Here is a 6,999-nt window from a genome sequence, read left to right as displayed (position 1 = left end):
AGTCTCTCAAAACTAAACAATGCAAGTTCCAACTACGACTAGAGTTGAAATAACTCCTTAGAAAGGAGGTGATCCAGCTGCACCTTCCGGTACGGCTACCTTGTTACGACTTCACCCCCCTTACCAGGCACACCTTCGGCGTCCTTAGACGACTTCTGGTGCCCCCAACTCGGGTGGTGTGACGGGCGGTGTGTACAAGGCCCGGGAACGTATTCACCGTGGCGTTCTGATCCACGATTACTAGCGACTCCAGCTTCATGCAGGCGAATTGCAGCCTGCAATCCGAACTGGGATCTGCTTTTCAGGATTTGCTAAACCTCGCGGTATCGCTTCCTTCTGTACAGACCATTGTAGCACGTGTGTAGCCCAGAACATAAGGGGCATGATGACTTGACGTCGTCCCCACCTTCCTCCGCGTTTTTCCGCGGCAGTCTCCTTAGAGTCCCCACCTTGACGTGCTGGCAACTAAGGACAGGGGTTGCGCTCGTTGCGGGACTTAACCCAACATCTCACGACACGAGCTGACGACAGCCATGCACCACCTGTCTTCGTGTAATCCAAAAGATTAAACCCTGCTCTCACAGGTAGTCACGGGATGTCAAGTTCTGGTAAGGTTCTTCGCGTTGCTTCGAATTAAACCACATGCTCCGCCGCTTGTGCGGGCCCCCGTCAATTCCTTTGAGTTTCAACCTTGCGGTCGTAATCCCCAGGCGGGATACTTAATGCGTTAACTCCGGCACCGAGGGGGTCGAACCCCCAACACCTAGTATCCAGCGTTTACGGCTAGGACTACCGGGGTATCTAATCCCGTTTGCTCCCCTAGCTTTCGTACCTCAGCGTCAGGTATAAGATAGAAAATTGCCTTCGCCATTGATGTTCTTCCTAATATCTACGTATTTCACCACTACACTAGGAATTCCACTTTCTTCCCTTATCCTCAAGTCTAGTAGTTTCAAAGGCAGTTCACCGATTGAGTCGGTGGATTTCACCTCTGACTTACTAGACCGCCTGCGTACCCTTTACGCCCAATGATTCCGGACAACGCTTGCCCTCTACGTATTACCGCGGCTGCTGGCACGTAGTTAGCCAGGGCTTCCTTTATAGGTACCGTCAACCCTAACTGTTATTCACAATTAAAGTATTCTTCCCTAAAGACAGAGCTTTACGATCCGAAGACCTTCTTCACTCACGCGGCGTTGCTCCGTCAGACTTGCGTCCATTGCGGAAGATTCCCCACTGCAGCCTCCCGTAGGAGTCTGGGCCGTGTCTCAGTCCCAGTGTGGCCGATCACCCTCTCAGGTCGGCTACCCATTGTTGCCTTGGTGAGCTGTTATCTCACCAACTAGCTAATGGGACGCGGGCCAATCCTTAAGTGATAGCATAAAAGCCACCTTTGCTCCGAAAGGAGATCATCTGGTATTAGCTTCCCTTTCGAGAAGTTATCCCAAACTTAAGGGTATATACCCACGCGTTACTCACCCGTCCGCCGCTTTACTCACTACCCGAAGGTAGCTTTCTCGCTCGACTTGCATGTGTTAAGCACGCCGCCAGCGTTCGTCCTGAGCCAGGATCAAACTCTCAAATAAAGTTTATATAATGTAAACAGTAAACTGTTTACAAAATTACGAGTTTGACTAGCTCTTCTTGCTTAGTTGAAACATTGCATTGTTTAGTTTTCAAAGACCGAATTGCTTCTTCAATTTCTGACGCTTTCTCAAGCGACATTTAATATACTATCAAATTCGTTCTTGTTTGTCAAGAACTTTTTTGAAATCTTTTTTGTCGCCAAACTTCCTTTTTTTGCGGCAACATCAAGTAGTATATCACTCCATTCTAAATCTGTCAAGAAAAATTTAAAACTTTTCTTCCTTGACCAGCACTGCTAACAATTTAACATATTAGCTCAAACTTGTCAAGAAATGATTAAATTTCTATATTTCTTGCAAGCGACAATTAATAGAATAACATCTACCTTCTAAAATGTCAAGCACTTATTATAATTTTTTTCAAAAACAGATTACAACCTTAGAAAAGAGGGGATCCCCTCTTTTCTATTTAATTAATCCTCCCCCTACAACTATATCTTGATCATAAAAGACAACAGACTGTCCCGGAGTAATTGCTCTTTGAGGATGGTCAAATACTACTTTGACCTGATTATCCTTTAAAGGATAGATAGTCGCTTCAGCAGCTGATGTATTATATCTAATTTTAGCTTTTACCTTCATAGAATCAGATAAACTTTCAATTGCAATCCAATTTAAATCATCAGCAATTAAACTTTCAGCAAAGACATCTTCATTATCCCCTACAATCACAGCATTTCTTTCTTGATCTAACTCAACTACATACCACTTTTTATGCGTTTGTAAATCAAGACCCTTTCGTTGTCCAATAGTATAGAAAGGAAGACCGTCATGTTCTCCTAATTTATTACCTTCTAAATCAAGAATTGGCCCTGGTTCAATGATCTCAGGATAATTTTCTTTTAAGAACCTATTATAATCATCATCTGGAACAAAGCATATCTCTTGACTGTCAGGTTTATTATGAACCCTTAACCCAAACTCTTTAGCTAGTTCTCTAGTCTGAGTTTTTTTATACTCAGCTAAAGGAAAGAGAGTATGCTTCAATTGCTCCTGAGTCATATTATATAATGTATAACTTTGATCTTTACTTTCATCAATAGCTTTTCTGATTATATATCTTCCTTGTTGGTTTTGATCAATTTTAGCATAATGACCAGTAGCCATATAATAAGCATCTAACTCTTTAGCTTTCTGTAAGAAAGCACCAAATTTAATCTCCCTATTACACATGATACAAGGATTAGGAGTTCTAGCTTTTGCATATTCATCTTTAAAATCCTGAATAACTTTTTCCTCAAATAAATCTTTAAAATTAACAACATAAAACGGAATATCTAACTTATTAGCTACTCTTCTTGCATCCTCTACAGCTGATAAAGAACAGCAACCTCCTTCATCCTCCTTAGGATTCTCAGTTGAGGGCCAAATCTGCATAGTTATTCCGATTACTTCATACCCTTCTTTCTTCAACAAAGCAGCAGTTAGGGAGCTATCAACTCCTCCACTCATTGCTACAACAACCCGCTCCTTATTCAACATCTAATTCACCCTTTATTATTAAAGTTTATTAATTCATATCTAAAGTACACTCTTCTCCATGATCATGTGCATGATGATCTTCTTCACCATTAGCTTCTTCCTCTTCTATACCTAAATAATTATTGATAGCTTTATGTAATGCATCTGCTGCTAAATTAGAACAATGCATCTTAGCCGGAGGTAATCCATCTAACGCATCAGCCACAGCTTGATTACTCAACTTTTGAGCCTCTTCGATAGTTTTTCCTTTAACTATCTCAGTAGTAATACTACTTGTAGCTATAGCAGCTCCACAGCCAAAAGTTTTAAATTTTATTTCACTAATCTTTTCATCTTCAACTTTAATATACATTTTCATAATATCGCCACATTTTGCATTACCAACCGTTCCTACACCATCAGCATCTTCAATTTCACCTACATTACGTGGATTCTCAAAATGATCCATAACTTTATCACTATACATTCACAGCCACTCCCTTATTATTATTTTCTATTTAATAGAATTTTATAAGAATTATCGATTATAAATTGGTGACATAGCCCTTAAATCCTCTACAACTCTAGGTAATACTTCTAACACTCTATCTACTTCCTCTTCTGTATTATATTTACCTAATGTCAACCGTAAAGAACCATGAGCTATCTCATGAGTTAATCCCATTGCTAATAATACGTGTGAGGGATCTAATGATCCTGAAGTACAAGCAGAACCACTTGATGCAGCTATCCCTTCTAAATCTAGCTTCATTAAGATAGATTCACCCTCAATATATCTTAAACTGAAATTAACATTACCAGGTAATCGTTTAGTTCGATGACCATTTAATTTTATATGATCTATCTTCTCTTCGATTCCATTAATCAACTTGTCTCTTAATATAGTTAACTGCTCTCTTTTCTTATTCAAACTTTTCCTAGCTAACTCAGCTGCTTTTCCTAAGCCTACAATTCCAGCAACATTCTCTGTTGTGGCTCTTCTATTTCTTTCTTGAGCTCCACCATGTAAAAACTTTTTAATTTTTGTACCTTTTCTTATATATAGGGCCCCTACCCCTTTTGGCCCATTAAACTTGTGAGCAGATAATGCTAATAAATCTACATTTAATTGATTAACATCAACTGGAATCGTTCCTACTGCTTGAACAGCATCAGTATGGAAGATTACCTCAGCATCTTTAGCAATCTCACCAATTTCAGCAATTGGTTGAATAGTACCCACTTCATTATTAGCTAACATAATAGTAATCAAAATAGTCTCTTCACAGATTGCATCTTTTACATCCTGAGGATCAACAAGACCATCCTCATCTACAGGCAAATAAGTAACTTCAAACCCTCTTTCTTTTTCTAAGTATTCACAAGTATGCAATACAGCATGATGCTCAATAGCAGAAGTAATGATATGCTTCCCTTGCCCCTCTAAAGCAGAAGCAACTCCTTTAATGGCATAATTATCAGCCTCAGTTCCTCCACTAGTAAAAACTATCTCTTTTGCTTCATCTGCACAGATTAGCTGAGCAACCTCATCTCTAGCTTCAGTAATAGCATTCCTAGCTTCTCTTCCAAAGGAGTGAAAGCTAGAAGGATTTCCATATAATTGATCAAAATAAGGTTCCATTGCCTTAATAACTTCCCTATCTACTGGTGTTGTTGCTCCATTATCCATATATATATTATTCATATCTATTCCTCCCTTGTTAGTTCAGTGACTAGTAATTAGTGACTGGTTACTAATTGCTAATTACTAATTACCAGTTACTAAATATGATACATGTAACCATGCTGTGCTCCATTTTGTTTAGCATTAATAGCTTCTTGTCTCAAGTCTTCTAATGTAATCTCATCTAACACCTCATTAATACTATCTTTCATCTTTTTCCAGATCATTCTAACAACACAATCAGTAATATTTTCACACTTATCCTCTTCCACTTTATCAGATACACAATCTACTGGTGCAATTGGCCCTTCTAACACCCTAATAATATCTCCAATCGTTATCTCAGCAGGTTCTTTAGATAATAAATACCCTCCATGAGCTCCTCTTACACTATTGACTAGACCCTCTTTTCTCAAGTTAGCAATCAACTGTTCTAAATAATGTTCAGATATATTTTGTCTTTCAGCTATACTCCTAAGTGGAGTTGGCCCATCACCTTGGTGTAAGGCTAGATCAAACATTGCCCTTACCCCATAACGACCTTTAGTTGATAACTTCATTAAATCCCTCCTGTTAATCCCGACCTTTATTGTTGGTTTTGCTAGAATAATCATACCATAGCACTAGGAATTTGTCAATGATAGTTTGAAAATTATATCTTATGTATCCGTAAAGTTACTTGGTTCTATTATTATTCAATTACATCTGATAATTACCAAAAATAGACACTACTTTCCTACTTATAATTATTAACATTCTCAATTATAATTATGTATTTGCTCTGCTTCTTCTTAGTAATCTTTTTAACCTCACTTAAGCTTAATTATAACAATCAACCTTTGGTCGAAACCTATTTTTCAATTCATTTATTTTGGTTAAGGAATAACTAACAACCGGGCCAACACCTAAAGCAACCAAGATAGTTCCAATCCCAACTGGACCACCTAATAAGTAACCTACACTCAAAGCTGTAACCTCTATTCCTCCTCTAACTATCGAAATATCACAACTTAAATTTCTATCTAACGCCATCATCAAACTATCTCTTGGCCCAGTTCCACAATGAGCTGAAATATACAATCCAACCCCAAAGCCTAAAATAATAACTCCTAAGCCTAAATAAAGATACCGAATAATTAAATTTGTGGGACTAGAGACTACTAACATTAATCCATCAATCATAAAACCTATTAGCAACATATTAGCTATTGTACCTAAGGTTGGCTTTATCTTGCCTACCACAAAACTTAATAAAATAATTACAAAGCCAGTTACTTGACCAGCTCTACCTACAGTCAAACTAAATTGATTGGTCAACCCAATATGAAAAACATCCCAAGGAGCAACTCCTAGCTCTGCTCTAATAGTCAACACAATTCCATAACTAACAATCAAATGACCTAATAAGAATACAGTCCACTTTTGTATTAACTTCATCTTTTAAACTCATCTCCTTTAACTTCAACCTCTGCTTCTCCTTTAGTAGCTTCTTTAATTTTAGCAGTTAAGCCAGTAAAAAAGCTGGGTTTAATTAGGCCAATCACTTCAACTCCATCAGCTTTATACTCCACATTCTTCACTTGACCTAAACTACCTTCTAAATAATTAATAACTTCCCCTAATAACTCATAAGAAATTGCAACACTAAATTTAAAATACCTAACCCTCTCTTCAATCCCAGCTTCCTTGACTGCTTCCCGCACTGAATCACCATAAGCCCTAATTAACCCTCCTACCCCATGTTTAACTCCACCAAAATAACGGGTCACTACTACTGCAACATTAGTAATCCCTTTACCTTCAAGTGCCTGTAAAGCTGGAGGTCCTGAAGAGCCAGCTGGTTCTCCATCATCACTACAACGGGTAATTGCCTGATCAGCTAAACCAACCTTAAAAGCAAATACATTATGAGTCGCATCCGAAAATTCATCTGCAATTTGATTGATAAATTTCTCTGCCTCTTCAGTTGTCTTTACATTTTTAATAGAAGTTATAAATTTACACTTCTTTATCTTTCTTTCTATTCGAATATTACTTGCTACAGTTTTATAATTGTCTTCCATTTTATCCCTCCGAATAACTCATTCATCTAGATCAACTTAATATATATGTTCTTAATTGATATATAGCTTAAGTTTAAGACTAAGTCTAAGTTTAAGTAAAACCTAAACCCTTATGCTTTTAACGGTTGGCTTAGCCTCAAACTCA

6 protein-coding genes and 1 rRNA gene are annotated in these 6,999 nt (G+C 38.0%); all 7 read right to left on the bottom strand.

What is annotated here, in order from left to right:
* Positions 1-61: 61 nt before the first annotated feature.
* Positions 62-1,586: ribosomal RNA gene (locus tag MWH28_RS01255) — 16S ribosomal RNA — on the bottom strand.
* Positions 1,587-2,051: 465 nt separating this feature from the next.
* Positions 2,052-3,125 carry a tRNA 2-thiouridine(34) synthase MnmA gene (mnmA, locus tag MWH28_RS01250; RefSeq protein ID WP_345894738.1) on the bottom strand — a complete coding sequence of 358 codons (1,074 nt, stop codon included), beginning with the start codon at positions 3,123-3,125 and terminating at the stop codon, positions 2,052-2,054.
* A 31-nt stretch (positions 3,126-3,156) separates the two neighbouring features.
* On the bottom strand, positions 3,157-3,594 hold the full coding sequence (gene nifU / locus MWH28_RS01245) for a Fe-S cluster assembly scaffold protein NifU (protein ID WP_248617442.1): 438 nt from the start codon (positions 3,592-3,594) through the stop codon (positions 3,157-3,159).
* 51 nt (positions 3,595-3,645) lie between these two features.
* Positions 3,646-4,812 (bottom strand): cysteine desulfurase NifS, encoded by a 1,167-nt coding sequence (gene nifS / locus MWH28_RS01240; RefSeq protein ID WP_248617441.1) that lies wholly within the window; start codon positions 4,810-4,812, stop codon positions 3,646-3,648.
* A gap of 77 nt (positions 4,813-4,889) precedes the next feature.
* Positions 4,890-5,351 carry an RrF2 family transcriptional regulator gene (locus tag MWH28_RS01235; protein WP_248617440.1) on the bottom strand — a complete coding sequence of 154 codons (462 nt, stop codon included), beginning with the start codon at positions 5,349-5,351 and terminating at the stop codon, positions 4,890-4,892.
* Between the two features lie 259 nt (positions 5,352-5,610).
* A complete protein-coding gene (locus MWH28_RS01230; protein ID WP_248617439.1) occupies positions 5,611-6,228 on the bottom strand; it encodes a YczE/YyaS/YitT family protein in 618 nt (205 codons plus the stop codon).
* Entirely contained in the window at positions 6,225-6,854 is a 630-nt protein-coding gene (locus MWH28_RS01225; RefSeq protein ID WP_248617438.1) for a YigZ family protein, read from the bottom strand. Before MWH28_RS01225 ends, MWH28_RS01230 begins: the two co-directional genes overlap by 4 nt.
* Between the last annotated feature and the right edge of the window lie 145 nt (positions 6,855-6,999).

This window comes from Natroniella sulfidigena (assembly GCF_023223645.1).
Lineage (GTDB): Bacteria > Bacillota > Halanaerobiia > Halobacteroidales > Halobacteroidaceae > Natroniella > Natroniella sulfidigena.
This window is presented reverse-complemented; position numbering and strand designations above follow the sequence as displayed.